The organism is Geodermatophilus normandii (assembly GCF_003182485.1).
Lineage (GTDB): Bacteria > Actinomycetota > Actinomycetes > Mycobacteriales > Geodermatophilaceae > Geodermatophilus > Geodermatophilus normandii.
On sequence record NZ_QGTX01000001.1, the window covers coordinates 337308 to 360591 of the forward strand.

Annotated in this window: 21 protein-coding genes; 3 read left to right on the forward strand and 18 right to left on the reverse strand. The window is 74.7% G+C overall.

All coding sequences use genetic code 11. The features are described from left to right. Nucleotides 1-50 precede the first annotated feature (50 nt). The 8 genes from JD79_RS24115 to JD79_RS01840 form a co-directional block, all read right to left on the reverse strand. Entirely contained in the window at nt 51-1256 is a 1206-nt protein-coding gene (locus tag JD79_RS24115) for a M15 family metallopeptidase (protein WP_146220361.1), read from the reverse strand. Nucleotides 1257-1271: 15 nt separating this feature from the next. Continuing rightward, on the reverse strand, nt 1272-2420 hold the full coding sequence (locus tag JD79_RS01810) for a hypothetical protein (protein ID WP_110004153.1): 1149 nt from the start codon (nt 2418-2420) through the stop codon (nt 1272-1274). After that, nucleotides 2420-3898 (reverse strand): hypothetical protein, encoded by a 1479-nt coding sequence (locus JD79_RS01815; RefSeq protein WP_146220362.1) that lies wholly within the window; start codon nt 3896-3898, stop codon nt 2420-2422. Before JD79_RS01815 ends, JD79_RS01810 begins: the two co-directional genes overlap by 1 nt. Continuing rightward, nucleotides 3895-4395 (reverse strand): hypothetical protein, encoded by a 501-nt coding sequence (locus tag JD79_RS01820; RefSeq protein ID WP_110004155.1) that lies wholly within the window; start codon nt 4393-4395, stop codon nt 3895-3897. The genes JD79_RS01815 and JD79_RS01820 overlap by 4 nt, the downstream gene beginning before the upstream one ends. A 5-nt stretch (nt 4396-4400) precedes the next feature. Then, the gene (locus tag JD79_RS01825; RefSeq protein WP_110004156.1) at nt 4401-5723 is read right to left on the reverse strand and encodes a hypothetical protein; all 1323 of its coding nucleotides are present in this window, start codon (nt 5721-5723) and stop codon (nt 4401-4403) included. 36 nt (nt 5724-5759) lie between these two features. After that, nucleotides 5760-6374 (reverse strand): hypothetical protein, encoded by a 615-nt coding sequence (locus JD79_RS01830; protein WP_110004157.1) that lies wholly within the window; start codon nt 6372-6374, stop codon nt 5760-5762. A 24-nt stretch (nt 6375-6398) separates the two neighbouring features. Beyond that, a complete protein-coding gene (locus tag JD79_RS01835; protein ID WP_110004158.1) occupies nt 6399-7370 on the reverse strand; it encodes a hypothetical protein in 972 nt (323 codons plus the stop codon). A 95-nt stretch (nt 7371-7465) separates the two neighbouring features. Beyond that, a complete protein-coding gene (locus JD79_RS01840) occupies nt 7466-7933 on the reverse strand; it encodes a helix-turn-helix domain-containing protein (protein WP_211307824.1) in 468 nt (155 codons plus the stop codon). Between the two features lie 891 nt (nt 7934-8824). On the opposite strand from JD79_RS01840, the gene JD79_RS01845 reads away from it, so the two are divergent. Beyond that, nucleotides 8825-9397 carry a hypothetical protein gene (locus tag JD79_RS01845; RefSeq protein WP_110004159.1) on the forward strand — a complete coding sequence of 191 codons (573 nt, stop codon included), beginning with the start codon at nt 8825-8827 and terminating at the stop codon, nt 9395-9397. Between the two features lie 370 nt (nt 9398-9767). On the opposite strand, the gene ychF is transcribed toward JD79_RS01845, so the two are convergent. Next, nucleotides 9768-10841 (reverse strand): redox-regulated ATPase YchF, encoded by a 1074-nt coding sequence (ychF, locus tag JD79_RS01855; protein ID WP_110004161.1) that lies wholly within the window; start codon nt 10839-10841, stop codon nt 9768-9770. A 112-nt stretch (nt 10842-10953) separates the two neighbouring features. Here ychF and JD79_RS01860 point away from each other — a divergent pair, with 112 nt between their 5' ends. Next, the gene (locus JD79_RS01860) at nt 10954-13557 is read left to right on the forward strand and encodes an alpha/beta fold hydrolase (protein ID WP_245899539.1); all 2604 of its coding nucleotides are present in this window, start codon (nt 10954-10956) and stop codon (nt 13555-13557) included. Nucleotide 13558: 1 nt separating this feature from the next. Here JD79_RS01860 and JD79_RS01865 read toward each other — a convergent pair whose 3' ends face one another. Continuing rightward, complete coding sequence (locus JD79_RS01865) at nt 13559-14956, reverse strand: nicotinate-nucleotide adenylyltransferase (protein WP_110004163.1); 1398 nt, start codon at nt 14954-14956, stop codon at nt 13559-13561. A 73-nt stretch (nt 14957-15029) separates the two neighbouring features. Next, nucleotides 15030-16220, reverse strand: coding sequence for an MFS transporter (locus tag JD79_RS01870; RefSeq protein ID WP_146220363.1), 1191 nt, complete (start codon nt 16218-16220; stop codon nt 15030-15032). 57 nt (nt 16221-16277) lie between these two features. Between JD79_RS01870 and JD79_RS01875 the strand changes: the two genes are divergently transcribed. Next, nucleotides 16278-17231, forward strand: a complete 954-nt coding sequence (locus tag JD79_RS01875; protein WP_110004165.1) for an ArsR/SmtB family transcription factor — start codon at nt 16278-16280, stop codon at nt 17229-17231. 65 nt (nt 17232-17296) lie between these two features. On the opposite strand, the gene JD79_RS01880 is transcribed toward JD79_RS01875, so the two are convergent. The 7 genes from JD79_RS01880 to JD79_RS01910 form a co-directional block, all read right to left on the reverse strand. Continuing rightward, nucleotides 17297-17932, reverse strand: coding sequence for a response regulator (locus tag JD79_RS01880; RefSeq protein ID WP_110004166.1), 636 nt, complete (start codon nt 17930-17932; stop codon nt 17297-17299). Beyond that, nucleotides 17929-19179: a sensor histidine kinase gene (locus JD79_RS01885; RefSeq protein WP_110007326.1), complete on the reverse strand. Its 1251-nt coding sequence runs from the start codon at nt 19177-19179 to the stop codon at nt 17929-17931. The genes JD79_RS01880 and JD79_RS01885 overlap by 4 nt, the downstream gene beginning before the upstream one ends. Beyond that, complete coding sequence (locus JD79_RS01890; protein WP_110004167.1) at nt 19176-20012, reverse strand: ABC transporter permease; 837 nt, start codon at nt 20010-20012, stop codon at nt 19176-19178. The genes JD79_RS01885 and JD79_RS01890 overlap by 4 nt, the downstream gene beginning before the upstream one ends. Beyond that, on the reverse strand, nt 20009-20908 hold the full coding sequence (locus JD79_RS01895) for an ABC transporter ATP-binding protein (RefSeq protein WP_110004168.1): 900 nt from the start codon (nt 20906-20908) through the stop codon (nt 20009-20011). Before JD79_RS01895 ends, JD79_RS01890 begins: the two co-directional genes overlap by 4 nt. 82 nt (nt 20909-20990) lie before the next feature. After that, nucleotides 20991-21590, reverse strand: coding sequence for a hypothetical protein (locus JD79_RS22935; RefSeq protein ID WP_211307825.1), 600 nt, complete (start codon nt 21588-21590; stop codon nt 20991-20993). Between the two features lie 37 nt (nt 21591-21627). Further along, nucleotides 21628-21873, reverse strand: a complete 246-nt coding sequence (locus JD79_RS01905; protein WP_110004169.1) for a hypothetical protein — start codon at nt 21871-21873, stop codon at nt 21628-21630. 9 nt (nt 21874-21882) lie between these two features. Then, a complete protein-coding gene (locus JD79_RS01910; protein WP_245899541.1) occupies nt 21883-23193 on the reverse strand; it encodes a S8 family serine peptidase in 1311 nt (436 codons plus the stop codon). Nucleotides 23194-23284: the final 91 nt, after the last annotated feature.

A 23284-nucleotide genomic window follows, 5' to 3' on the forward strand; every position in this document is an offset into this window, starting at 1 on the left:
CACGGCACGCGAGCCGGTCCCCTCCGGTGTCCGCCGGCGCGGACGATGCGTCAGCCCAGCCCGCGGCGCAGCTCGTCGGGGCTGACGTTGATCTGGAAGTGCATCGCGTCCTTGACCGACCTCCACCGCCCGCCCCAGGCGATGGCCTGCAGGCCGTCCACCGTCGTGATGGCCTCGACGGCGCGGACCTGCTCGGGTGTGAACGCCGTGTCGGCGAGGCGCGCCTCCACCTCGGCGCACCGCTGCTCCTGGGTCGGTCCCGCCGAGAAGCGGACCGCGGGCTGGTCCGGTGTCAGGCGGTAGGGGTTGCAGGGCGGGTCGATGTCGGTGGCGATGCCGTAGGCGTGCAGCGAGGGCGCGGATCCGCCGGTGATGGGCCGGTTGTTGTAGTTCCACACGCTGCGCGGCCGGTACCCGGTCGCGGTGAGCGCGCGCTCCAGCGCGCGCCAGGCGTCGACGGTGTACGGGTGCACCGGCGTCGGCCGCAGACCGAACAGCCGGAGGTCGACCATCGGGACGGTCTTGCCCCCGAGGTGCTCGGCCCAGGCCCGGCGCAGCCAGGTGGTGGAGCGGGCGACCGGGACGACGGCGGGCGGCCCGGCCGACCCGGGCGAGTACGACCTGCGCAGTGCCGGGCGCACGAGGGTGTCCCGGATGCGTCTCCACTCCTGCGCCAGGGACCGCTCGTGGGAGGCGATCGGCCTCCCCCTCCGCTCGGGGTGCGCCGCGGAGAAGACCAGGTCGGTGAGGGCGTTCTCGTCGCGCGTGCCCAGGGCGATCGCGGTGGCGATCGCCTGCGGCCAGCGCCGCTCCGCCAGGGCGGTGCGCAGCTGCTGGTCCGGGCCCGGGGCGGGGCCTTGGCGCTCCCGCTCCTCCTGGGCCGCCTCCCAGGCAGCGTCCGCCTCGGGGGACACGGCCGGCGCCGGGAGCGGTGGCACCGCGCCCCGGCCGCCCTCCCCCAGCCGGACGTGGGGAGGACCGGCCTCGCCGTAGAAGAAGCGCCTCCCGACGCGCCGGCGCCCCAGCCGGCCGTCGGGCCCGCGCACCACTCGCGCGAGGTGGTAGTGCGGGCGCGGGCGGGGATCGTGGACGACGGTCCACCCGGGGCCGAGGGCCCGGGCCCGCTGTACCGCCCGGGCCCGCGCGTCGGCTCGGGCGGCGTACCAGTGGTCCCGCCGGCCCGGCACCCCCGCCGTCCCGGCGCTCCCGCCGCCGCGCGGGGCGGTCCCTTCCTCTGTCAGTGACTGCTGGCGCACGGGACTCTCCCCCGCCTACCCGAGTGCCAGGTCACGCCGCCGGCCGGGCCGCACCGGGGTCACCGGCCGGGGCCGGCGGTCGTGGACCGGCAGGGCGGTGACCTGCGGGGCCGCCCGGTCGGCGACCACGCCGATGGCCTGGGCGCTGGTCAGCCACTCCTCGGAGTCCTCCGCGACCTGCAGCAGCAGCGCCTCGAACTCGGTCCGGCCGCTCTGCAGGACGTGCGGCTGGGCCAGCCAGCGCAGGATCTCGCGGCCGGTGACCGCCATCCGCTGCCGCGGCGAGGTCATCAGCGGCTCGTGGAAGTAGCGCGTGAGGACCTCCTCGACGACGTCCCAGGCGTTGTCGGCCCCGAAGACCCGCTTCACGTCATCGGCGTCGAGGATGCGGAAGGCCTCCTCGAGCAGTTGCATGACCTCGACACGGAGGACGTTGATGTTGCCGTAGGACACGAACTTCAGGTTGTTCCGCAGGTCGAGGCCGGCCCGCCGGACGACGGCGATGCTGCCGAACGTCGGGTCGTTGGCCCGGTCGCGGATGACGTCCGAGATGCGCTTGTCCCGCCAGTACTGGGCGACGTGCCGGTTGAACAGCGTGAACAGCGGGTGGAACTCCCGGTTCGGGCGGGCGTCGCCCTGGGGCGTCTTGACCCCGTAGCCGAACGCCCGCCGGTAGGCGGCGGCCCGCTCGTAGCGGGTCCCACGCAGGACCTCGCGGCGGTCGAACTGGTAGAGCCCGTAGGCGCCCGGTCCCGACGACAGCCGGACGGCGCCGTTGCGGAACAGCTCCCGCAGCTTGCGCACGACGCGGAACACCCCGACGCGTTCGTGCTGGTAGATGTAGTAGAGGTCGCCGATCGCGATGATGCGCTCGGACGTGACCGTCTCGTCGTAGCCCTCGACACCGTGCGGGATGCGCGTCTGCCCGAACTGCCGCGCTGCCTCGGGGCCGAGCCCGACCAGCTGGGCCAGGCCGCTGTCCGGCGGGACCGGAGCGGCCTTGTCGGCCTCCTCCGCCTGCTGCATGTAGTCGTCGATCTGGCCGACGAGCGCGTCGGCCAGCCGAGGGGTGTCCAGCAGGTCCACCCCGAGCTGGTCGATCGCCTCCTGCCGCAGCTGGGCGAACCGGTCGAGGAGAGCCTGGTACTGCGCTTCCGTGGCCATCAGAAGACCTCCACCCCGACGGCGTTGTCAGGATCGATCGCCGAGCGCTCAGCGTCGAACGCCACGACATATCGCCCCGGATGGGCGATCGGCTGCGTGAACGGGCTCTTCGCCTTCCGGGGGTAGAACCTGTTGCCGGCCAGACGATGAACGCGGACGTGCAACTGCTCTCCCGCCTCCAGGCGCAGGGGCTCACTCCGGTAGGCGGACCCGCTCTCCTCGAAGAGCGCGAGCGTGGAGATCTGGTTGTCCTTGTCGTCCACTCGCTGGACCGTGAGACCTTCAGCCGGCGCGCCGCTCGACTCGTGGACGATGTCGAACAGCTGCTCCTCGAGTGCGTTGAGCGCCAGCAGGACCGCCGGCGAGGAGAACCTCAGCCCGTTGCCGCCTCCGCTCAGGACGGCGGCCGCCTCCGTGAGACGGCGTAGCTCACGGGCTCCCGCCGGCAGGGCTTCGTCGAGGGCGACCCGGCCGCCGTCCTTGACCAGCCGTGGGCCTTCCTGGGTCGCGAAGTCCTCGGTCCAGTCGATCAGGTCCTCCAGGAAGATCCCCTCACCGGACGTCGCGCCGGCGGGATAGGGGATCCGGAAGGTACGGCGTTCGTCCGCGTCGAGCAGCACGGAGTCGAGGGCCGAGCGGAGTTCGCCGACCGAGCCGGAGACCACGGCGAGACGACGTTCCAGGACGACGAGGCGCATGCCGAGGAAGCGAGCCTCGTCGGCACCGCCGAAGAACTTCTGATCGCGGTCCCAACTGGCACGCAGTGACACGAGGTCGTCGACGACGATGCGGAAGCTGGTGAGCTGCTGCTCCTCCGCGGCGTTGATCACCGTCCTGTCCGAGCCGGCCTGGGACAGGCCGAGCTCCGTCCTGAGCTCCCCCAGTTGGCCACCGACGCAGTCGGGGTCACCGCCGCTGACGACGACCGGGCCCAGCAGCACGCGCCACAACTGGTTGACCCGGTGGACACGCGGGCCGCCGAGACGGCCCAGCTCCTCGACCAGCTCCCGGGCCTCCGTCTCGATGATGCTCTTGAGCGCTGCTGCGACGTCGTCGTCCGCCGTCTCCTTGAGTGCCCTCAGGTCCTGCAGGAGGGGCAACGACCGGTTGACCGCCTCCTTCGCACGGACGTGGAGGCTCGCCTGCGCACCGACGACCCCGCCCTCGAGTTCGCTGTGGAAGCTGGCGATGTTGGGCTTGTGGCGGTAGAGCGTCCGCCCGTGCTCCTCGTACGGCTCGAACGCCTGCTCGAGCGCCGAGACGACGCCCTCGATCTTCGGTGGGCGGCGTCGCCAGCCCAGGACGTTGCCGATCGCCTGGTCGACGGACTCCTTCAGGTCACCGGCGCGGCGGTCGTCCCGGTCACGCGGAGGCGCCGTGGGAACGGTCCGTACCGGGTAGGCGAGCAGCTCGCGCAGGGCCTTGACCAGGTCCTGGTTACCGCCCCCGCCACCGCCACCCACGTTTGGCTGGTTCATGCCGTCCTCCCCGGCGTGTGTACGTAGACCGGCCCCACCGGAGCGCGGTCGGCGAGCTCCTGCCAGCACCGGCACTGCGCCTCCTGGACCGCGGCGACCCGCGGCCGGCACCGGTCGATCCCCTGCCGCACCACCCGCACCCAGGCCGACCACTCGCCCCCGCGGTTCCGCAGCGCGACGACCGGTTCCATCGCCTCGTAGGAGACGACGTCGTCCCGGAAACGGTCGGCGAGCACGGTCAGCGCCGTCTGCGCGGCGGCGAGCTGGCGCTGGGCACTGACCAGGTCGAGCCGCTCCGCGGCCTCGGCGGCGAGCAGCGTGCTGTGGTACGCCTCCTCGGCGCGCCCGTCCAGGTCGTCGACGGCGCGGCCGAGCCGGTCGACGACCGACAGGTCCGCCGGCGCGTCCTCGCCCAGGGTCAGGCCCAGCGAGCGGAGCTCGGCCCGGAGGTGCTGGCAGCCCTCGCTGAGCTCGGCGAGCGCGGTCGGGACCGTCATCGCGCTCACCGCCGGGCGAGGTCGCGGTAGAAGTGGCGGGTGACGACCTCGGGTGAGGCCAGCCGGCGGTCGAAGGCCAGCCGGGCCGCACCGATCAGGAACCGCTCGGGGAGGATGCCCGGGTCGATCCCCCGGGCCAGGCGCCCCGCCGCCTCCTCGATCATCTGCTGCTCCTTCGGAGCGAACCGGATCACCTGCGCCAGCGACCGGCGTCCGAGCGTCTCGTACGGCCGGAAGCACATGGTGTCGACGACGAGGCGCACGGCGTCGTCCGCCGACTCCAGCATCGCCTTCGGATAGGGGGCCGCGGGACGTCCGTACGCGCGCCGCCACGCCCGCCGGGATCCCTCGGCCTCCTCGGGGAACCCCATCCGCGACAGCAGCTCGGCACTGATGAACAGCCGCAGCCACGGCGTCGGGTGCACCGCCGTCGGGTTGTAGGTCCACACGCTGGCCGGCGCCCGGGCGAGGATGTCCATCAGCGAGGCGACGACGGCGGGGCCGCCCAGCAGCAGGCCGCACAGGTCGGCGAAGGTCTCCCGGTTCCACCGGCGCCACACCAGGGCGACCTCGGGCGGGTGCCCCGCCTCCACCAGCCTGCGTTCGAGCGTCTCGGGGACGACGCGGGCGAGGCCCAGCTCGTTCTGCAGGTTGTGGCTGACCTCGTGGAGGACCGCCCCGAGCGTCCAGGGGTTCACCAGCCGGTGGTACGGCAGCTGGATCTGCGGGAACGGGTTGCGCTGGAAGCCCAGCCGCCGCAGGCGGACGTCCCTGCGGAAGGTGGCCGGGGTGGGGCCGGCCTCCATGCAGCTCATCGGCGCCGGCTGCGGGACCGACCTGGCGGTGCCGAGCCCCAGGAAGGCGTCCTGGTAGCAGTCGAGGGCGATCCGGTCGCAGCCGAGGAGCCACTCGCCGAACCTCCCCTGCCGCTGACCGAAGAACCCCATGTAGAAGTCCCACACCCGCTCCACGGCCCGGACGTGCTCGTGCGCGACCTCCCCGGCCGTGACCAGTTGCCGCAGCCGGGCGGGGCTCGGGTCGGCCTGCGCCCCGGCGGCGATGGCGGCGACCCGCCGGTTGAGCGTCAGGAGCGGCTCGCGCAGCCGGGTGATGAGCGCGTTGACCGCCTCCACGTGCCCCTGGGTGGGTGCGGCGTGTCCCGTGCCGAACTCCTCACGGGTGAACGGGCGCAGGGCCAGGGCGTGGCGTTCGAGGTTGCGGGCCTGCGCACTGGTCCACCGTGCGAGGACGGCCGGTGGCCGCGGCGGCGACGTGCGGGCGTCACCACCCGGCCCGCGCTTCGTCGCCGCTGCGGCTGGCGCGCTCATGACCACGCTCCCTGACTGGACCCGGTGGGGTGCGTCTCAGCACCGGCACCAGCGCTGTCCGTTGACCACGATCGAGCGGCCCGGGACGGCCGCCGGGCGACCCGGCCCTCCGCGACCGGCCTGCTGGGCCCGCCGCCGCGCCTCGGCGATCCACGCCTGGTCGGCCTGCCGGGCCCGCTGGACCACACGGCGGCGCCGGCGCGGGTCGCGCAGCGCCTGGGAGGCGTGGTGCGCGAAGCGGCGCGTCACGAGGTCCAGGGAGACCGGAGCCCCGCGGGAGTACCGCCCCGCCACGTCGGCCGTCGTGCGGCGGACGACGTGCGGGAGCGCCTGGACGTACGGCCTGGCCGCCGGGCTGTTCCACAGCTGCCGGCCGACCTGCACCGCACGCTTCGTCAGCTCGGGGACCCACCGGGCCGCCGCGGGGGCGAGCCTGGCCGCGAGTGCGGGCAGGGCGCCGAGGAAGGCCTCCGCCTCCGACTCGGACTCCGTCTGCGCGGCCATGGCCGCCAGGTGCTCCATGAGCCGGATCTCGGCCGCCGGGGACGACGCCGACTCGAACTCGGGATCGCCGAAGTACTCGTCCTCGGGGTCGCCGTAGAACTCCAGCTCCCCGTCGGCCGGCAGGAGGTCCTCCATCATGATCGACATGGCTGCGTCTCCTCGGACGGCTGGTCAGCCGGTCAGGGCGCCACGGCGGGCGCGCGGGGGCTGGGTCACGCGGCGGACGGCCCGCTGGTTGCGCTGTGCGGCGCGGGCGGCCACCGCCGGCTGGGTCAGGGCACGGCGGGTCTGCGTCTGGACGACGCGGCCGACGGTGCTCCTGGTCACCGGCTGCCCGCGACGGGCGCGGCGCACCAGCGGCCGGACGGTCGCGCGGGTCACCGCCGTGGGCAGGATCGTGACGATCGGCTGGGTCCCCTGCCGGCGGCGCGCCATGCGGGTGAGGATGCTGTTGACCTGCACCAGCTTGGGCACGATGTCGGGGACCAGCCGCTGCAGGACGGCCTGCTCACGCGGGGTGATCATCATGACCGTCGCTGCCCCGATCAGCGCCTCCGCCTCGTGGGTGGAGGGGGTACGGGCGGCCGCCGCGGCCATCGTCTGGGCGATCGCCTCGTTCTTCGTCATGGGCGCGGCCGGGGACTCGTCCTCGTACTCCAGCTCGTACTCGAGCTCGTCCTCGTACTCCCCCTCGTACTCCCCCTCGCGGCGGCGGACCCGCCGGCGGCGGCGGCCGAACAGGCCGCTGATGGCGCTCATGGCGCCCGGCAGGAACTTGGCCGCCAGGGGGAGCGCCTTGGCCGCGAGCGGCGCCGCCGCCGCGAGCAGCGGCAGGAACTGCTCGTCCTCGAACTCGCCCTGAGCCGCGGGGACCCCGCCGAGGACCTCGTCCTCGAACTCGTCCTCCCCCTCGAACTCGTCCTCGAACTCACCGTCGCCCATGCCGAGCGCACCACCGAGGCCCTTGAGCAGTCCTCCGAGGAAGTCCTCGCCCTCGTCCTCGAACTCGTCCTCGTACTCCCCCAGCGGGCTCTCCGTCGACGGCTCACCGAAGAACTCGTCCTCGAACTCGTCCTCGGGCTCGCCCGCCAGTTCCGGATCCAGTGACTCGAAACCGACCGCGCCGTCCTGCGAAACGCTCATGAGGCCCTCCCCCATCGTGCATTCCTGGCTGCCCGAGACTAGGGAGGACCCGCGCATCAACCCATTCACACGTTCTCGGGTCGCGCGTTCCCGTGTCACTCGGACACGGGATGCCGGTCGCCGTCGGCGAAGAGCCGGGCGACCATGGCAGCTCGGGAGTTCACGTCCAACTTGGTGAAGACACGGCGGAGATGGGTCCCGACCGTCCACTCGCTGATGTCGAGGACCGACGCGATCATCCGGTTCGTGCACCCGCGGGCGACCATGCGGACGATCTCCGCCTCGCGCGGGCTGAGCGACACGCCTGCACGCTCGACGGGCTGGTCCTGCACGACGACCCTGCAGCTCAGGCCGTCGACGTCGAACTGGACCAGGACACCGCCCTCGCTGCCGGACCCGAGGTGCAGCAGCCCGCGGACGACGCGGCGCAACTCCTGCACGGCCGCGGCCGTCGGGTCCTCGGCCCCGGGGTACCCCTCCGGCGCCTCCGCCGGTCCGGTCCCGACCGCGACCTGGGCGTTGCGGGACCCGGCTGTCCGGCTGGCTTCTGCGGTCGCTCGCACCCCGGCCTCCGCTCACCTCGGGTCCGGTCGAACGGCGCCGACGGTATCCCGCGGGTAATGCGATCTCGCGTCACACGTATTCGGGACTCGCGCGGGTCCAGATCCCTCGCGACCATTCCGACTGCTCGTTCTCAGGACACGCAGGAAAGGGCGCAGCGCAATCCGGGGAACGGTGGGGATGCAGCCCCCTGCGGCCGGATCCACACGGACGACCCGGCGACGCCGGGCCCCTGCGACCGCCCGCTCGGACAGGTTGCGCCCCGGCCGTCACCGGACCGTCACCACGTGACCACGACCTCCCGCAGGCCGCGGGCCCGCCGTCACGACCCTCGCGCTCCGCCGATGTCGTACGGCAGGGCAGGTGCCGCCGTGCACTCCACGGACCGGGCCTTCCCGGAGCCGCCGGCGCACTGCGGGAGCAGATCGCCGCCTGTCACCCGGTGCCGCTGCCCGCTGCCGGACCAGGAGGCCGTGCCTGCTTCGGCACGCCGGCCGGACCCGTCGTCCCACAGCCGCCATGCGCTCTGCTCCCGGGCCGCCACATCCGTCGTTCCCGACGAGGACGGCGCGGGGTGGGAGCGGCGTCCGTCGAGCGGACGAACGGTCGAGGCTGTGGTCACGACGCCGTCCAGCCCCGTCATCGGCGATGGCACCGGACCGACCCGCGCCCGGGGCGCACCGTGACGAGCCGTGACCAGCGCCGAGGTGAGCCGGAGCAGAGGTGGAACGGGTCCGTTGACCGGCCGTCGCTGGACCGACCGGGTCCGGCGCCTGTGTCCCGGTGATCCCTCGAACCGGCCCCAGGGCGGCAGTGCCGATGGTTCCTTGCTGCCTGCGGTGGCGGCTCGCCACCATGGCCTTCCACTCGGCTGCCGCGGAAGGGGTATCGCCATGAGCCGCGCCGTACGCCTCGATGAGGTCCCCACGCAGCAGACGGCCCCCATCCCGCCGGCCGAGGGCTCGGGGAGGGTTCGGACCCGGCGCGGCCGCTGGCTCACGGCGGGCCTTGCGACACTGGCTGCCGCGCTGTTGCCGGCGACGCCGGCAGCAGCTGATCCGCCTGGCATCACGACGGAGTTCGATCTCGCCATCCCGTTCAGCTGTCCGGGCAGCGACGATGCGATCGTGGCCTATCTGCACTTCGAGCGGTCGGTCCGAGTCCTCCCTGATGCCACGGAGCACTACTTCCTGGACGTCCGAGGAACCCTCGTCAACGAGGACACCGGGACGACCGCCACCGTGCACGTGGTCAGGCGCTTCACCGACGACATCGCTGCCGACACCACACAGTTCTCCGGCTTGCAGAACAAGGTCTCGGCACCGGGCGAGGGCGTACTGCACCTCAACGCCGGCCGCATGCTCACCGGTTACACCGATCCGTTTGCCATCGTCGCCCAGCACGGTCGCTGGGACGGCTACGGCGCTGAGCTGTCACCCGAGGTCTGCCGCTACATGACCGGTTGACCGGTCACGCCCACGCGGGCACCATCCGCCGTTCGGCGACCGTCTGCCGCATCGCCTCGACCATGCCCGGTCCACCCGGCCAGCCGTGGCGCTCGCACCGATCCAGCCCCGCTCGGGTCCGCAGCCGCCCGGCCTGCTGCACCGCCACCGGGACAGTGCCTCCGGTCGTCCGGGTGACCCTCTCGATCACGGACGTGGACGGGTCCTGCCCGTCGACCGTGGAGCAGGTCCAGCGACTCCGGGGAGCGGTCCCGCGCGCGACCGCGCGATGGTGGCCGCCCAGGCCGGTCGAGGGCTGCGGATCGGCGAGTCGCCGGCGCTCGGCGTCGAGGACGTCGCTCCCCCGGGCCCGGCCTGCGGTCGTGGAGGGTCACACGTTGAAGCGGAACTCCACGACGTCGCCGTCGGCCATGACGTAGTCCTTGCCCTCGATGCGCACCCAGCCGCGGGACTTCGCCTCGGCCATCGAGCCGGCCTCCATGAGCTGGTCATAGGACACGACCTCGGCCTTGATGAAGCCGCGCTGGAAGTCCGTGTGGATGACGCCGGCGGCCTGCGGGGCGGTGGCGCCGACCGGGATGGTCCAGGCGCGCGCCTCCTTGGGGCCGGCGGTGAGGTAGGTCTGCAGACCCAGCGTCCGGAACCCCACGCGAGCCAGCTGGTCGAGGCCCGGCTCGTTCTGCCCGATCGAGGCGAGCAGCTCGGCGGCCTCCTCGGCGGGCAGCTCGGCCAGCTCGGCCTCCGTCTTGGCGTCGAGCAGGATCGCCTCGGCGGGCGCGACCAGCTCGCGGAGCTCGGTGACCAGCGACTCGTTGGCCAGCTCGTCGGCGTCGACGTTGAAGACGTAGAGGAACGGCTTGGTGGTCAGCAGCGTCAGCTCGCGCAGCGGCGCCGGGTCCACGCCGGCGGCGAACAGCGTCTTCCCCGTGTCGAGGACGTCCCGCGCGGCGGTGGCCGCTGCCAGCAGCGCCGCGCGCTCCTTGTCCTTCCGCGACTCCTTCTCCAGCCGCGGGATGGCCTTCTCCAGCGTCTGCAGGTCGGCGAGGACGAGCTCGGTGTTGATCGTCTCGATGTCGTCGGCCGGGTCGACCTTGCCCTCGACGTGCACCACGTCGGGGTCGCTGAACACCCGGATCACCTGGCAGATCGCGTCGCTCTCGCGGATGTTGGCGAGGAACTTGTTGCCCAGGCCCTGCCCCTCGCTGGCGCCGCGGACGATGCCGGCGATGTCCACGAACGACACCGTCGCGGGCACCACCTTCTGCGACGCGAACAGCTCGGCGAGCCTCCCCAGCCGCTCGTCGGGCACCCCGACGACGCCGACGTTCGGCTCGATCGTGGCGAAGGGGTAGTTCGCCGCCAGGACGTCGTTCTTGGTCAGCGCGTTGAACAGCGTCGACTTGCCGACGTTGGGCAGCCCGACGATCCCGATGGTGAGACTCACGGGAGTCCAGCCTACGGGGCGCCCGCGGGGGCGGACGGCGAGCGGCGGGTGCCTGCCGGTGCGGAGCGGGTCCGTGCGACGCTCGTCACACCATCGAGACCTGGAGGTTCCCGTGACCCTGACGACGACGTCGCGGCACGCCACCGCCACCGGCCCGCTCCCCGCGCACGTCCGCGTGGCGATCGTGGGCAGCGGCTTCTCCGGCATCGGCGCCGCCGTCGCCCTGCAGCGGGCCGGGATCGACGACTTCGTCGTCCTCGAGCGGGCCGACAGCCTCGGCGGGACCTGGCGGGACAACAGCTACCCGGGCGCGGCCGTCGACGTCCCGAGCCACCTCTACTCCTTCTCCTTCGCGCCCAAGAAGGACTGGTCGCACGTCTACTCGCGGCAGCCGGAGATCCAGGAGTACCTGGAGCAGGTCGCCACCGACTCCGGCGTGCTGCCGCACCTGCACTGCGGCACCGACGTCGTCTCCGGCCGGTGGGACGACGACGCGCTGGTCTGGCACCTGGAGACCTCGCGCGGCAGCCTCACCGCCGACGTCGTGGTGAGCGGCGCCGGCGGGCTGGTCGAGCCGCACCTGCCGGAGGTGCCCGGCATCGAGACGTTCCGGGGCCCGTCGTTCCACTCCGCCCGGTGGGACCACTCGGTCGACCTCACCGGGAAGCGGGTCGCCGTCGTGGGCACCGGCGCCTCGGCCGCGCAGTTCGTGCCGGAGCTGCAGGAGGTGGCGGCGAAGGTCGTCGTCTTCCAGCGGACGCCGCCGTGGGTGATCCCGCGCCAGGACCGCGCCTACACCGAGCGGGAGCACCGGCGGATGGCGCGCGTGCCGGGCTTCCTGAAGCTCGCCCGGGGCGGCCAGTACCTGAGCCGCGAGGCCCGGCTGCGGGCGTTCATCGGCGGCGGCCGGCTGCGCGGCCTGTTCGAGGAGCAGGCGCTCGCCTTCCTCGAGCACCAGGTGCCCGACCCGGAGCTGCGCGCGAAGCTCACCCCCGGCTACGCCATCGGCTGCAAGCGGGTGATCGTCAGCGACGACTACCTGCGCTCCCTGACGCAGCCGAACGTCGAGGTGGTCGCCTCGCCGGTGGCCGAGGTCCGGCCGCACTCGGTGGTCGACGCCGACGGGACCGAGCACGAGGTCGACGTCGTCGTCTACGGCACCGGCTTCCGGGTCATGGACATCCCGCTCGGCCACCGGCTCACCGGCCGCGAGGGACGCACGCTGCACGCGGAGTGGGTCCGCGACGGCATCCAGGCCCACCGCGGCACCACCGTGGCGGGCTTCCCCAACCTGTTCCTGCTGCTCGGGCCGAACACGGTGCTCGGCCACACCTCCGTCGTGATCATGATCGAGGCGCAGATCCGCTACGTCGTCGCGGCGCTGGAGCGGATGCAGGAGACCGGCGCCGGCGCACTGGAGGTCCGCCGCTCCGCCCAGGACGCCTGGAACGCCCGGATGCAGGCCGAGCTCACCGGCACCGTGTGGAACGCCGGCGGCTGCCGGTCCTGGTACCGCGACGAGCAGGGCCGCAACTTCACGCTGTGGCCGACGCACACCTTCACCTTCATCCGGGAGCTCCGGCGGTTCGACGCCTCCGCGTACGAGCTGCGCTCAGCCCCCGAGTCCCCGTCCCCGCCTGATCCCCCCTCGCTGATCCCCTCCCCGCCCTGGAGTCCCCTCCCCATGCGCACCCGTTCGCTCGCCGCCGCCGGTGCCGTCGCCGTCGCGGCCGGTGCCGTCGCCGTCCGCCGCCGGGCCGCCGGCCGCACGACGACCCCGGCCCCGCAGCCGGCTCCCCTGCCGCAGGGCCGTGTCCGCACGGTGACCACCGAGGACGGCATCGACCTGCACGTCGAGGAGTTCGGCGCGGAGCAGCCCACCGCGACCGTCGTCCTCGCCCACGGCTACGTGCAGTCCTCGCGGCTGTGGGCCGGTCAGGTCCGCGACCTGGTGGAGGCCCGGCCCGACCTGGCGGTGGTCACCTACGACCACCGCGGGCACGGCGCCTCCGGCCCGACGCCGCGGGACCGGGCCACCATCGAGCAGCTCGGCCGCGACCTGGCCCGGGTGCTCGACGCGGTGGCCCCCGACGGGCCGGTGGTCCTCGGCGGCCACTCGATGGGCGGCATGACGCTCATGGCCCTGGCCGAGCAGCGCCCCGAGCTCTTCGGCGACCGCGTGGTCGGCGTGGCCTTCGTGGGCACCAGCTCCGGAGGGCTCGACGCCGTCACCTACGGGATGCCGGCGCCGCTGGCCCGCGTGGTCAAGAAGCTGCTGCCGGTGCTCAACGAGCGGGCCGTGAAGGCCGAACTGGCCGGCAGGGCGCGCGCGGTCGGCACGGCCGCCATGTGGCTGATCTTCAGCGGGGCCGCCGACCCGGCGGACGTGCAGGCGGCGATCGAGGTGCACCGCGGCACCACGGCCGAGACGGTGGCCGCCTTCCTACCCACCTTCTCCGACCACGACCGGCTCCAGGCACTCGAGGCGCTGACCGAGGTGCCGGTGCTGATCGCCGTCGGCGACGCCGACCGGCTCTGCCCCGTCGAGCACAGCCGCGCGCTCGCCGACGCGCTGCCCACGGCCGAGCTCGCCGTCTACCCCGGCGCCGGGCACATGGTGCAGATGGAGCGCCGTCCCGAGGTCAGCCGGCGGCTGCTCGCGCTCGTCGACCGGGCACTCGCCTCCGCTCCCGCGGCCCGGGTGCGGACCGCCTGACTCAGCGCGCCCGGTCGTAGCCGAAGAAGCCGCGCTTCCGGATCAGCGCGGAGACCTCCGGCGGCACCATCGACTCCCAGCCCGTGTCCTCGGTCGGGATCCGCCGGAGCACGTCCCGGCTGAGGATCGGCAGGTACTCGGGCCGGTGGTCGAGCCCGACGAAGCTGCCCCGCCGGTTCAGGTAGTCGAACAGCGGCCGCAGCTGCTCGGCCACCTCGACGGTGTCGACGCCGACCACCTGACCGTCGCGCAGCATCGGGTAGACGAACAGCCGCAGGTCGTTCTTGAACAGGCGGCCGAAGCTCTCCAGGATGCCGCCGGGCAGCTCGGCGTGCTTGGCCTCGTCGAACAGCTCGAGGAGGCTGGGCAGTCCCATGACCATCCCGATCCGCCCGTCGGTGCGCCAGGCCAGGTAGGCCGCCAGCCGGTGGTAGGCCAGGAAGTCCGAGATCAGCACGGGCAGGCCGCAGGCGGCCAGCAGGTCGGCCCGGGCGAGGAAGTCCCGCCGGTCGACGACGTCCCCGCCGGCGCGCAGGTTGGCCATCGTCAGCTCGGTGAGCGCGACGACCTCGCGCCCCTCGACCGCCGGGTCCCGCTCGAACGCGGCCCGGGCCGCCTCGAGCATGTCGATGTTGACGACCGTGGGCGGCCGGAAGCTGCCGCGCTCCACCAGGATCGCCTTCTTGCGCAGCGCCTCGCTGGGCTGCAGCACCCGCCGGTCCGGGCCGAACATCGCCGCGCCGGAGAGCCCGACCTGCACGAGCTTGAGCGCCATCACCCGGTTGTCGACCATCCGGAACTCGATGCCGCTCATCTCGATCAGGTCGATCTCGATCCGACCGGTGGTCAGCCGGTCGAGCAGGCTCTCCACGAGGCGCTCGGGTTCGTGGTGCTGGAAGAAGGCGCCGTGCAGCAGGTTGACGCCGACCACACCGAGTGCCTCCTGCTGCTGCGGCGCCTCGTCGTCGAGCATCCGCACGTGGACCACGACCTGGCTGGGTTCGTCGCGCGGGTGCGCCTGGAACTTCACGCCCATCCAGCCGTGGCACTCGTTGCCCCCGCGGTAGCTGCGGGCCACGACCGTGTCGGCGAAGGCGAAGAAGGACGTCTCGTCGCCGCGCTGGTCACCGAGCCGGTCGACGTCGAGCTGGAACTCGCGGTCGAGCATCGCCTGCAGGCGGCCCTTCGACACGTAGCGGTCGGACTTGCCGTAGACGGCGTCGCTGACCGCCATGTCGTAGGCCGACATCGACTTGGCCACGGTGCCCGCCGCGCCGCCCGCGCGGAAGAACCAGCGGGCGACCTCCTGCCCGGCCCCGATCTCCGCGATGGTCCCGTACCAGCGCGGGTCCAGGTTGATCTGCAGCGCCTTCTGCAGCGTGTCGACGCCGGCGTCCATGGCGCCCCCTCCCGTCCGGCCGGGTGTCAGGCGAGCGTAGCCAGGTGTGACCCGCGTCACCGCCCGGCGGACCTCACGTGGTCCGGGCCGGGTCGTCCGCCCGGTGGGCCGCCCGGCGCAACCCCGGCGCCAGCACCAGGGACACCGCCAGCGACCCCGTCGCGAGCACCGTCACCGCGCCCCCCGGCGTCAGCGCGTCGCCCAGCGCCCCGGCCAGCACCGCGAAGACCCCCTGCCCGGTCATCCGCGCCGCCGACTCGAACCCCAGCACCTGCCCGCGCAGCCCGGCCGGCGTCAGCGCGACCAGCCACTCCTGTTGCGCCAGCCCCGCCGCGTACCCGGCCGACGCGAGCGCCACCAGGACGGCGGCCACCGGCACCGACGGCCCCAGCGCGAACAGGACGAGCGGCGCGGCCAGCAGCAGCCGCAGCACCGTGTTCGACCGCCGCCGCTGCGCCGGGGTCAGGAACCGCCCGACCACGAGGTCGCCGGTCAGCATCCCGACCGCCCCGGCCGCGAGCAGCCAGCCGCCGCGCTCCCCCGCGTACGGCACGAACAGCGCCTCGCACCCGACCACCAGCCCGTTCGGGACGCAGAGCGCCACCAGCAGCGTGCGCGTCTCCCGCCGGGACAGCAGCAGCCGGTTGCCGCGCAGCGTCTCGGCCACCCCGGCCCGCCCGCTGCGCCGCGGCGGCCGCTCGGCCAGCCCGAACCGCAGCACGCCCACCGCGACGGCGGACACCGCGGCGGCCAGCGCGAACACCTGCGTCGTGGTCAGGACGGTCAGCAGCAGGCCGCCGGCCGCGAACCCTGCCACCTGGAACGCGCCGTTGGCCGCGTTCACCGTCGACCGGGCCAGCGGGTACGCCCCGGGCGGCACGAGCTCCGACAGCAGCCCCCACCGCACCCCGGACCCGACCGCCACGACGTACGCGGTGCCGACGACGAGCAGCAGCCGCGGCGCGGGGCCGAGGCCGGGCAGCACCTGCAGGGCCAGCGCCGCCGTGGACACCGCCCCGACGAGCACGAGCGTGCGCCGCGGCGGGCTCGCGTCGGCGGCCGACATCAGCGTGACGGCGCCGAGGGCCTGTGCGATCGAGGGGCCGGACATCGCCACCGCCGTGAGCAGCGCCGAGCCGGTCTGCCGGTGCACGAGCGTGGCCAGGGCCAGCGACGACGTCGTCGAGGCCACCGTGGTGAGCGCACTGCCGGTCCACAGCGCGCGGAACGCGGGGAGGGCGAACAGCGCCCGGTAGGTGAGCACGTGCCGACCGTCCGTCGCGGCGGCCCCGGCACCCACCGTTTCGTCTGCCGTCGAAAGGTGGGCGAGTTCGTCGTCGACGCCGACGTGATGGCACGCGCCCGCTTCGGCACCTCGCAGCTGACCGAGACGCTGGCCGGGCTCCGGATGCTCCTCTCCGCCCAGGTCCCGCCGTGGCACCGCCCGTGGCGCGACGCGCACGCCGCGGCGCTGCGGGAGCGCCTCGACACCGACCCCGTCGGCGCCGCGCTGCTCCGCGCCGCCTTCGGCCGCACGTGGACCGCCGACTTCCTGACCGTCCCGCCCACGGCGCCCGACCTGACGCTCGACGAGGAGCTGACCTACCTGGAGTCCCTCGACGACGACGCCGTCCGCGCCGACCTCGAGGTGGCCACCGGACCGCTCCCGGCCGAGCTGTCGGCCACCGGCCTCGCCCGCACGGCCGCCGGCCTGCTGCGCTGGACCTGGGCGCACACCATCCGCGACGAGTGGCCGCGCCGGCGCCGCGTGCTGCGCGCCGACGTCGTCGCCCGCACCGCCCGGCTCAGCAGCGAGGGCTGGTCCGGCGCGATCGACGGCCTCGCCTCCGGGGTCCGCTGGCTGGCGAACGGCCGGCTGCAGGTGAACCCGCACCCGTACCCGCCGCGCGACATCCGCGGCCGCGACCTGCTGTTCATCGCCGCGCACAGCCGCGGCAGCTGGGTGAGCTGGCGGCTGCCGCACACCTTCGCCGTCGTCTACCCGGTCACCGGCGCGCTCCTGGCCGACCCGGCCCCCCTGCCGGAGCCGCTGGTGCGCCTCCTCGGCCGCGCCCGGGCCCGCGTGCTCGCCGCGCTCGACGCCCCGCGCAGCACCACCGCGCTGGTCGCCGGCACCGGCCTGCCGCTGGGCAGCGTCGGCGGGCACCTGCGGGTGCTGCTCGACGCCGGCCTGCTCGAGCGCCGCCGGTCGGGGCGCGAGGTCCTCTACTGGCGCAGCGACGCCGGCCAGGCCCTCCTCGACGCCGCCGGGTGACGAGCCGACAGCACTACAGGGGCGCACCGGGCGAGGGGTGCGTGAGCGGACAGCGCTACGAGGGCTCAGCGGGTGCCGGGGCCGGGGAGCAGGCCGCGCTCGACGGCGACCATCACCGCGCGCGTGCGGTCGTCGACGCCGAGCTTGGCGAACACCCGCAGCAGGTGGGTCTTCACGGTGGCCTCGCCGATGAACAGCTCGCGGCCGATCTCGGCGTTGGTCAGCCCGCGCGCCACCCCGCCGAGCACCTCCAGCTCCCGCGCCGTCGGCTCCTCGGCCGCCGGCGCCCGCATGCGCGAGACGAGCCGGGCGGCCACCGGCGGCGCGAGCACGGTCTCCCCGCGCGCGGCGGCGCGCACGGCGTCGGCGAGCTGCGGCAGCGGGGCGTCCTTGAGCAGGTAGCCCGTCGCCCCGGCCGCGACGGCGCGCACGATGTCGGCGTCGGTGTCGTAGGTGGTCAGCACCAGCACCCGGACGGCGGGGTGCGAGACGGCCAGCCGCTCGATCGCCGTCACGCCGTCCATCCGCGGCATCCGCAGGTCCATGAGGACGACGTCGGGCCGCGTCGCGGCGACCAGCGCCAGCGCCTCCTGGCCGTCGCCGGCCTCGCCCACCACCTCGAGGTCCTCCTGCGCGGCCAGCCAGCCGACCAGCCCCCCGCGCACCACCGGGTGGTCGTCGACCACCAGCACCCGCGTCACGGGCCCGGCACCCGCACGGTCACCCGGGTGCCCGCCCCCGGCGCCGAGGCGACGTCGACCTCGCCGCCGACCTGGGCCACCCGCCCGCGCAGCCCCTCGAGGCCCGCGCCGCGCACCGCCGCGGGGTCGAAGCCCACGCCGTCGTCCTCCACGTGCACCGACACCTGCCCGCCCACCCGCGCCAGCCGCAGCACCACCGCCGACGCGCCCGCGTGCCGGCGGACGTTGGTCAGCGCCTCCTGCGCCCCGCGCAGCAGCACGACCTCCTCGTCGGTGCGCAGGCCCGGCGCGCCGTCGAGGGCCATGCCGTCGAGTGCTGCGGTGTCCACCCGCACCTCCAGCCCGGTCTCGCGGGCGAACCGCCCGGCCAGCTGCCGCAGCGCCTCCACCAGCGTCGAGCCGTCCAGCGCCACCGGCCGGAACGCCGCCACCACCGCCCGCGCCTCGGCCAGGTTGTCGCGCGCGACCTCCTCGATGACCGCCAGCTTCTCCCGCGCGGCACCGGGGTCGGCGGCGACCAGCGCCGCGGCGGTCTGCGACAGCACGACGATCGACGTGTAGCCCTGCGCCAGGGTGTCGTGCACCTCCTGCGCCAGCCGCTCCCGCTCGGCCAGGACGCCGCGCTCGTGCTCGGCGGCGGCGAGCTCCGAGCGCGTCGCCTCCAGCTGTGCGATCAGCGACGCCCGCTGCGCGCTCTCGTGCAGCACCCGGCTGACCCAGACTCCCAGCGCCAGGCTGAACCCGATCCCGATGCCCGTCTCCAGCAGCACGTCGCCGGGGTCGCGGGAGGAGGCGGCGCTGAGCACCGGGCCCGCGGCGCTGGCGAGCCCGAGCAGCAGCGTCCAGGAGATGCCGGTGAGCGTTCCCTGCACGGCGAACCACACGTGCGGATAGGCGAGGAAGAGCAGGAACAGCAGGCCGGGTGCCAGCCAGCCCAGCAGCGCGAACGACGTGACCAGCACCAGCAGGTACGGCACGGCCCGCCGGGGGGCGCCCGACCGGATCGCCGGCACGCCGAGGACGGCGTAGGCGACGGCGAGCGCGCCCAGGACCAGCAGCGCGGACGCCCGCCGGCCGGCGTCCACGGCGTCCCCGACCAGCGTCGACAGCACCGCGAGGCCCCAGACGGCGGCGGAGACCAGGTGCATCCCGACGACCGTCGCGTTCCACCCGCGCTCGGGCAGCGGATCGCCGCCGTCGTCCCCGGGAGGGACGACGACGGCGACCAGCCGGCGCGTCAGGCTCATGCGGCCCGGCGCCAGCGGAAGGTCCTGGCGCACACCACGGCGCCGATGATCACCCATGCGGCCAGCACCAGGGCAGTGGTCCCGTGCTCCCATCTGCCGGCCTGCTCGGCCACGGCGGCCGAGTCGGGCAGGAACACCGAGCGCATGCCCTGCACCATCCACTTCAGCGGGAAGAGCGCCGCGACCTGGTCCATCCACCGGGGCAGGTCCGAGTCGATGAAGAACACCCCGGAGAGGAACTGCAGGACGACGGCGAACGCGGGGATCCCGGCCGACGCCGAGCGGGCGCTGCCGATCACCGACGCGACCGCCAGGCCGAGGACCGTGCCGGCCAGGATGCCCAGGACCACGACCCAGGCGAAGGTCAGCCAGCGCGAGGCCTCGGTGGGCAGCGGCACGTCGTAGGCGTACGCGGCCACGGCCAGCAGGACGGCGAGCTGGGCGACCGTCGTGACCACGACCTGCCCCGCCTTCCCGATCCCGTAGGCCAGCGCGGGGGTCCCCAGCGTCTGCAGCCGGGCGAGGTCACCGCGGTCGCGCTCCTCGGTCACCGCGGTGCCCACCGCCTGGAAGCTGGTGAGCATGACGCCGGTGGCGGCGATCCCGGCGAGGAAGTACTGCCGGAAGCCGACGCCGGGGACGACCTCCTCGTCGCCGAAGACCGAGCCGAAGATCACCAGCATGATCACCGGGTAGGCGAAGGAGAACGCGACCTGGCCGGGATCGCGGGCGAACAGCCGCAGCTCCAGGCCGATGCGGGCCAGCCCGATGGACAGCGCCGACGGCGGCGCGGGGAGCGTGGCGGGGACGGCGGGGACGACGGTGGCGGTCATCGGGGGTCCTCCTGCGCGGTGGCGACCAGGCGGAGGTAGACGTCCTCCAGGCCGGGGCGGGTGACGGTCAGTCCGGGGACCTCCCCGGCGGGGTGCGCGGCGAGCAGGTCGCGCAGGACGGCGGCCGGCTCGGCGGTGGCCACCGACCGCGGCGCGCCGTCCTCGGTCCAGGCCACCGTCGCCTCGGCGCGCAGGGCGCCGCCCAGCTCGGCCGGCGGAGCGACGTCCACCAGCCGCCCGGCGCTGATGACGCCGACCCGGTCGGCCAGGTGCGCGGCCTCGTCGAGGTAATGGGTGGTGAGCAGCACGGTCGTGCCGCGGTCGCGCAGCCCCTCGACCAGGGCCCAGAACTGCCGGCGGGCCACCGGGTCCATGCCGGTGGTCGGCTCGTCGAGGAACAGCAGCTCGGGCCGGCCCTGCACGCCGAGCGCCACCTCCAGCCGCCGGCGCTGCCCGCCCGACAGCGCGGTCACCCGCTGCCGCGCGGCGTCGGCCAGCCCGACGTCGGCCAGCAGCTCCCCGGTCGGCAGCGGCGCCGCGTGGTAGCGGGCGAAGTGGTCGAGGGTCTCGCGCACGGTGAGCGCGTTGCCCGCCCCGGTGGACTGGCCGACCACGCCGATGCGGTCGCGCCAGGCCCGTCCCGCGTGCGCCGGGTCCGCGCCGAGGACGGCGACGTCCCCGCCGTCGCGCCGGCGCACGCCCTCCAGGATCTCGACGGTCGTCGTCTTCCCGGCGCCGTTGGGCCCGAGCAGCGCGAACACCTCGCCCCGCCGGACGTCGAGGTCGACGCCGTCGACCACCGCGCGGCCGCCGTACCGCTTGACCAGCCCGCGCACGCGGACCGCGTCGTCGTGCTGGAGCGCCGGGGGGACCGGCGCCGTCTGAGTCGCTGTCATGCCCCGAGCCTGTCGGCGCGCTCCCCCGGCCGGGACGGCCGCGCGGTGGGTCCGCCGTCCACCGGTCGGTGGACGGCCTCCCTCAGTCGCCCGGGTCGAGGACCCGCCGGCCGGCCAGGGCGCTGACCACCTCGACGGCGTCGTCCCAGTAGCGCGCGTAGTGGTCGGGGTCGGCGTTGCGCTGGGTGCGGTGCGCGGCGATCGTCGGCGGCAGCGCCTGCCAGCCGGGGACCTCCTGCAGCGCCAGGAAGAAGTTGGTGGCGCTGGTGGTCGGGTCCATCCGGTCGGCGTAGGAGCCCCACGCGCCGTTGTCCCGCTGCTGGAACAGCCCGCGGGAGTCGGGGCCGGCGGCGTCGCCGCGGTCGAGGACGAGCAGCGAGGACTCCCCCATCGCCGTCATCACGCCGACCACCTGGGCACACGTGTCCATCCCGAGCGCCTCGGCCGCGTTGACGATCGCCGCGGCGTTGGCCAGCTGCTCACCGGAGTACCCGGCGACCGGACCGTCCGGCACGGCGGCCGGGTCGATCCGCACGGCGGGCTCCGCGGCCGCGCACTCCGCCGACCGCGGCGGGTCCGCGGTCACCTGGCGCACCACCAGGAACGCGGCGAGGACCACGAGGAGGACGGCCGCGAGCGCGACGACCTGCCGGCGGGGCGGGGCGAGCTCGGGTGCCTGCACACCCCGTCCAACGGACGGCGCACCGCAGGGGTCCCCGCTACTGGACGGACGCGTCCGGCGGCGGGAGCGAGACGCGCAGCTGCTCGTCGACCGAGGTGACGCCCGGGACGGCCAGCAGCGACGGGCGGGCGTCGGCCGGCGCCTGGCCGGTGATGACACCGAGCGCGCCGAGGACCCGCTCGACCTCCATGCCCGAGTCGCGCAGCGCGGAGGCGACCGAGTCCAGCTCGGCCAGGTGGCCGTCGTCGACGGTCACGCTGAAGCGCGACAGCGGGGACCCCATGGCCGGAGGCTACGCGCGTCGCACGCTCCCGGTGCCCTCCTGCGGCGCGAGCACCAGGCCGCTGCCGACGTCGACCGACGGCTCGGTCAGCCGCCGGCCGGCCTGGGTGAGCGTGGCCCACAGCTCGTAGCCCCGGCGGCCGGTGGCCTCCGCCCAGAGCGCGGCGAGGCCGGCCACGTGCGGGGTGGCCATGCTGGTGCCGCTGATCGTGTGGTAGCGCTCGGGCATCGGCCAGGCCGACAGCACGTCGACGCCCGGGGCGGCCACGTCCACCTCCCCGCCGGGCACCGGCAGGCTGCGGGCGGAGAACCAGGCGGTGGTCAGCCGGGGGTCCAGCGCGCCCACGGCCAGGACCTCGACGCTGTTGGCCGGCGCGCCGACGAAGCCGAACTCGCCGTTCTCCCGGTCGGCGTTGTTGCCGGCCGCGGCCACGATCAGCGACCCCTGCTCCAGCGCCCGGCGGCCGGCCGCGGAGTAGGGCGGGTGCGCCTCGGCAACGTCGGCGCCCAGCGACATCGAGATCACCGCGCAGCCGTTGGCCACCGCCCAGTCGATGCCGGCCAGGATGCCGCCGTCGTCGCCGCTGCCCTCGTCGCTGAGCACCTTCCCGACGAAGACCTCCGCGTCCGACGCGACGCCGTAGCGCGGCCCGGCCGGGGGCACCCGCGGACCGCAGGCGGTGCCGGTGCAGTGGGTGCCGTGGCCGTGCCCGTCCTGCGCGCTGTCCACCCCGGTCACGAACGACTCCGCGGTCACCGCCCGGCCGGCGAAGTCGGGGTGCTGCAGGTCCAGCCCGGTGTCGAGGACCGCGACCCGGATCCCCAGCCCGGTGAACGGCGACGTCGTCGCCTGCACCGCCTGGATCCCCCAGGTGGCCGCCGCGGTGTCCTCGAACGCGGGCGGCGGCGGGGGCTCCTCCCCCGGCACCGGCGCGCCGGCCAGGCGGGCGGCGAGGTCGGCGACGCCGTCGCGGTAGCCCCGGACGTAGGCCGACGGGTCCTCGGGCAGCACGTGGTGGACCAGCTCCGGCGACACGGACAGCACCGGCCGGCGCGCGCCGCGCAGGGCCGCCACCCGGTCGGGGGCCGCGGCGACGACCGCGATGCCGAGCCGGGCGAACAGGGTGGCTCCGGCGTCGCGCATCGCCTGGGCGGGGACCCGGCCGGAGGCGAAGTCACGGGAGTCGGCGACGTCGGAGATCCCGGCCGCCGACCAGTCCACCGGCTCGTCGGCCGCGTCGGCGAACACGACCACCTGCCGGCCGGTGGTCTGCGCCCCCCGGAGGCGGGGCGGTCGGGCGGCGGCTGGCGGATCGATCACGGTGTCCCCCTGGACGACGGCCGGAGCGGCTCCCGGCGGTGGCGGCAGTCTGTAGCGCGGCGGTGACGGACGCGAACCAGAGGGCTCCACG

Coding starts and splice junctions, on each gene's coding strand:
- JD79_RS01820 (WP_110004155.1), bottom strand. CDS start 4,395: ATGACGGTCCCGACCGCGCTCGCCGAGCTCAGCGAGGGCTGCCAGCAC.
- JD79_RS01825 (WP_110004156.1), bottom strand. CDS start 5,723: ATGAGCGCGCCAGCCGCAGCGGCGACGAAGCGCGGGCCGGGTGGTGAC.
- JD79_RS01815 (WP_146220362.1), bottom strand. CDS start 3,898: ATGAACCAGCCAAACGTGGGTGGCGGTGGCGGGGGCGGTAACCAGGAC.
- JD79_RS01810 (WP_110004153.1), bottom strand. CDS start 2,420: ATGGCCACGGAAGCGCAGTACCAGGCTCTCCTCGACCGGTTCGCCCAG.
- JD79_RS01845 (WP_110004159.1), top strand. CDS start 8,825: ATGAGCCGCGCCGTACGCCTCGATGAGGTCCCCACGCAGCAGACGGCC.
- JD79_RS01895 (WP_110004168.1), bottom strand. CDS start 20,908: ATGACAGCGACTCAGACGGCGCCGGTCCCCCCGGCGCTCCAGCACGAC.
- JD79_RS01905 (WP_110004169.1), bottom strand. CDS start 21,873: ATGGGGTCCCCGCTGTCGCGCTTCAGCGTGACCGTCGACGACGGCCAC.
- JD79_RS01890 (WP_110004167.1), bottom strand. CDS start 20,012: ATGACCGCCACCGTCGTCCCCGCCGTCCCCGCCACGCTCCCCGCGCCG.
- JD79_RS01830 (WP_110004157.1), bottom strand. CDS start 6,374: ATGTCGATCATGATGGAGGACCTCCTGCCGGCCGACGGGGAGCTGGAG.
- JD79_RS01885 (WP_110007326.1), bottom strand. CDS start 19,179: ATGAGCCTGACGCGCCGGCTGGTCGCCGTCGTCGTCCCTCCCGGGGAC.
- JD79_RS01865 (WP_110004163.1), bottom strand. CDS start 14,956: ATGGACGCCGGCGTCGACACGCTGCAGAAGGCGCTGCAGATCAACCTG.
- JD79_RS01835 (WP_110004158.1), bottom strand. CDS start 7,370: ATGAGCGTTTCGCAGGACGGCGCGGTCGGTTTCGAGTCACTGGATCCG.